Origin of the sequence: Mesorhizobium sp. M7A.F.Ca.CA.004.12.1.1 (genome assembly GCF_003997835.1) — a bacterium.
In the GTDB taxonomy this organism is placed as follows: Bacteria; Pseudomonadota; Alphaproteobacteria; order Rhizobiales; family Rhizobiaceae; genus Mesorhizobium.
In genome coordinates, this window is sequence record NZ_RZRK01000668.1 from 1 (window position 1) to 3,450 (window position 3,450).

Genomic DNA, 3,450 nt, shown 5'->3' on the forward strand with positions numbered 1-3,450 from the left:
GCATTCGAACAGCCGTCCGCAACCCAGCGCAAACAGCGTGTCGGCGGTGAACGCCACACCCGAAACCGGCAAATAGTAGGAAACGTGGCCGGCGGTGTGGCCGGGCGTGGCGATGACTTCGATCTTTTCATCGCCAAGATGGAGAACCGAGCCGTCTTCGACGGTCTCGTCGATGCCGGGGATCTTGGCCTTTTCCGCTTCCGGGCCGACGATGCGCAGCTTGAAGCGCTCCTTCAGCGCCAGATTGGCCTCGACGTGATCCATGTGATGATGCGTGGTCAGGATCGTCGTCGGCGTCCAGCCGGTGCGCTTTATCGCTGCCAGGATAGGCGCTTCCTCGGGCGCGTCGATGATCGCGGTCTGGCCGCTTTTGGGATCATGCACCAGCACGCCGAAATTGTCGCTGCGGCACATGAACTGTTCGATTTCGACCGGCATCGCATCTCTCCGTTTATGGCCGCAGACATAGGGCGCCGGCGCGTGGATGTCATCCCGGATGTCGAATGACATCTCGGAATGTCGGGTCGTCGCGGCCTTTTGTTGAAACCCGCCGATATCACGGCTACATCCCTGCCATGCATTCCGACATCGTCGATCTTCGCTCCTTCTATTCGACAACGCTCGGCCGGTTCGCCGAGCGTTCGATCACCATGGCGTTGTCGTCGATATGGGCGGTCGTGCCCAACGAGCGGCTGGTTGGTCTGGGTTACACCTTGCCCTGGCTGGAGCGGTTCGGCACCGATGCCGAGCGGGTCTTTGCCTTCATGCCGGCAACGCAAGGCGCGGTGGTGTGGCCGGCGACAGGGCCGACGGCGACGGCACTGGTCTTCGACGAGGAACTGCCGCTGGTCGATTCCTGCATCGACCGCATGCTGCTCGTCCATTCGCTCGAACATGTCGAGAACCCGCGTGAGACGCTGAACGAGATCTGGCGCGTGCTGTCGCCGGCTGGCCGGGTGGTCATCGTCGTGCCCAACCGGCGCGGTGTCTGGGCGCGCTTCGAGCACACCCCATTCGGCAATGGCCGGCCCTTTTCGCGCGGCCAGCTCACCGAATTGCTGCGCGAGGCCAATTTTACGCCCGCCGCCTGGTCCGATGCGCTGTTCTTTCCGCCGTCGAAGCGCCGTTTCATGATGCGCTTCCACAATGTGCTGGAGCGCGCCGGCCGGCGGCTGTGGCCGATCTTTTCCGGCGTCATCGTCGTCGAGGCGCAGAAACGGCTCTATCAAGGCGTGCCCGTCGTCCAGCGCGCCTCGCGCCGCGTCTTCGTGCCGGTGCTGTCGCCGCATGGCGCCACCCGGCTTGGCCGTCGCAAAGCCGATGCCAAGCCCTCGGCTGCGCGGGTGACGGCTTCGTGATCACGGCAAACGTGCCTGACCTCGTTTCCCTGCCTATCTGTCGCAAGCGGACCGACAGCCCATCCGGCAGCCCATACAAACGCCTGTCAAGTTTCTCCATCCGGTTTCAGCACTGACGCAAGGACCTCGGCCATGGCTGATCAACCGGACAATGCCGCCGCCGTTCATCCGGTTGCCGTGGCGGTTGAAGCCAGCAGCCTGCGCGATCAGGTGGCGACGATCCGGCGGGCACTGGCGCGATCGCCGGTTCGCAAATGGTTGCTGTGGACATCGGTCGGCATCATGGCCGTGATCATCGCAACGTCGATCGGCCAGGTTCTGCTCAACCGCTGGAACCAGCCTTTCTACGATGCGCTTTCGCGCCGCGACATGGCGGCCTTCCTGCACCAGCTCCTCGTCTTCGCGATGATCGCCGGCGGGCTGCTGGTGCTCAATATCGGCCAGACCTGGCTCAACCAGATGATCAGGCTCAAACTGCGCGAGGCGCTGACGCTGGATCTGATCGATCAGTGGATGCGGCCGGCGCGCGCCTTCCGGTTGGCCAATGCCGGCGCCATCGGCGTCAATCCCGACCAGCGCATGCAGCAGGACGCCGCGCATCTGTCCGACCTGTCAACCGATCTCGGCGTCGGGCTGCTGCAGTCGTGCATTCTGCTCGTGTCCTTCGTCGGGGTGCTGTGGGAGCTGTCCTCGGGCTTCGTGTTCCACATCGGCGGGACCTCGCTGGCCATACCGGGCTACATGGTCTGGGCCGCTATCCTTTACGCCGGCATCGCCTCCTGGCTGAGCTGGCTGGTCGGGCGCCCGCTCATCCGCCTGAACAGCGACCGCTATACACGCGAAGCCGAGCTGCGCTCCTCGATGGTGCGCGTCAACGAGAACGTCGATGCCATTGCGTTGTATCACGGCGAGGCCGACGCAAGGCGGCGGCTCGAACTCGATCTCGGCACGGTGCTGGGCGCCATGCGGCGCATCTACACCGCCCAGATCAACCTGTCCTGGGTGACCGACACCTATGGCTGGATCACCGTCGTGGCGCCCATACTGGTCGCTTCGCCGGTCTATTTCTCAGGTGATATCAGCTTTGGCGGGCTGATGATGGCGGTCGGCGCCTTCAACCAGGTCCACTCTTCCTTGCGCTGGTTCATCAACAACATCGGCAGCATCGCCGATTGGCGCGCCACGCTGATGCGCGTGGCCGATTTCCGCATCGCGCTCGATGAAACCGATGCGCTGCATGACACGGAAAAGCGCATTGCCTTCGGCCAAAACGTCAATGGCAGCCTGACTTTCGAGAAGCTCGAAGTGACCTCGCCGGAGGGTTGCACCAGACTCGCCGATCCGCATGTCGAAATCCGCCCCGGCGAGCGCGTCATGATCACCGGCGACCCCGGTGCGGGCAAGACGCTGTTCTTTCGTGCCATTGCCGGCCTGTGGCCATGGGGAAGCGGCCGGATCGGCCTGCCGTCGGGAGAAACCCCCATATTCGTGCCGCGCGTGCCTTATTTTCCGGTCGGCACGTTGCGCGAAGTCCTCGATCACCCGAACGGGCCCGCGCCGGCGAACGATGCCGACATTTCGGCGGTGCTGGCCGAGGTCGGTCTGGGACGGCTATCCTCATCGCTCGACCGTGCCGGGCGTTGGGACCATGAGTTGGGCGATGACGAACAACGCTCGCTGGCCTTCGCCAGGCTCGCGTTGCGGCAGCCGAAATGGGTGATCATCGATGAGGCGCTGGATGCGTTCGACGGCCCATCGCTAAGACGCGTGCTGTCGATGCTCGAGAAGCGTTTGCCGGGGACAGCGATCCTCAACATCGGGCGCGGCCAGCACAACAACCACTTCTTCCCGCGCGCGTTGACGATCGTCAAGGATTCCGGTGCGCCAGCCCTGAAGCCCGCCCGCGTCAGGGCCGGCGCGATAGAACCGCCGCCAGTCGCCGCCCGCCGCAAGAAATGAGCTGATATCCGAGCGAGGGAAGCAGAGCTTTATTTTGCCGCGATCGCGAGGGAAGCTCTTCGGGAGAACAACCCTGGCGACGGCCATGCTTGATGCTCTTCGCCTGCTTGCCTGTCTTGCCTGCGCCCAGGCT

3 protein-coding genes are annotated in these 3,450 nt (G+C 64.0%); 2 read left to right on the forward strand and 1 reads right to left on the reverse strand.

Annotation, left to right across the window (positions count from 1 at the left end):
- On the reverse strand, positions 1-438 hold a 438-nt coding region (locus EN984_RS27315), incomplete at its 3' end, for an MBL fold metallo-hydrolase (RefSeq protein WP_127384090.1).
- Positions 439-575: 137 nt separating this feature from the next.
- On the opposite strand from EN984_RS27315, the gene EN984_RS27320 reads away from it, so the two are divergent.
- Positions 576-1,358 (forward strand): methyltransferase domain-containing protein, encoded by a 783-nt coding sequence (locus EN984_RS27320; protein ID WP_127268371.1) that lies wholly within the window; start codon positions 576-578, stop codon positions 1,356-1,358.
- A gap of 132 nt (positions 1,359-1,490) precedes the next feature.
- Positions 1,491-3,317, forward strand: a complete 1,827-nt coding sequence (locus EN984_RS27325) for an ABC transporter ATP-binding protein/permease (protein WP_127268372.1) — start codon at positions 1,491-1,493, stop codon at positions 3,315-3,317.
- Positions 3,318-3,450 lie beyond the last annotated feature (133 nt).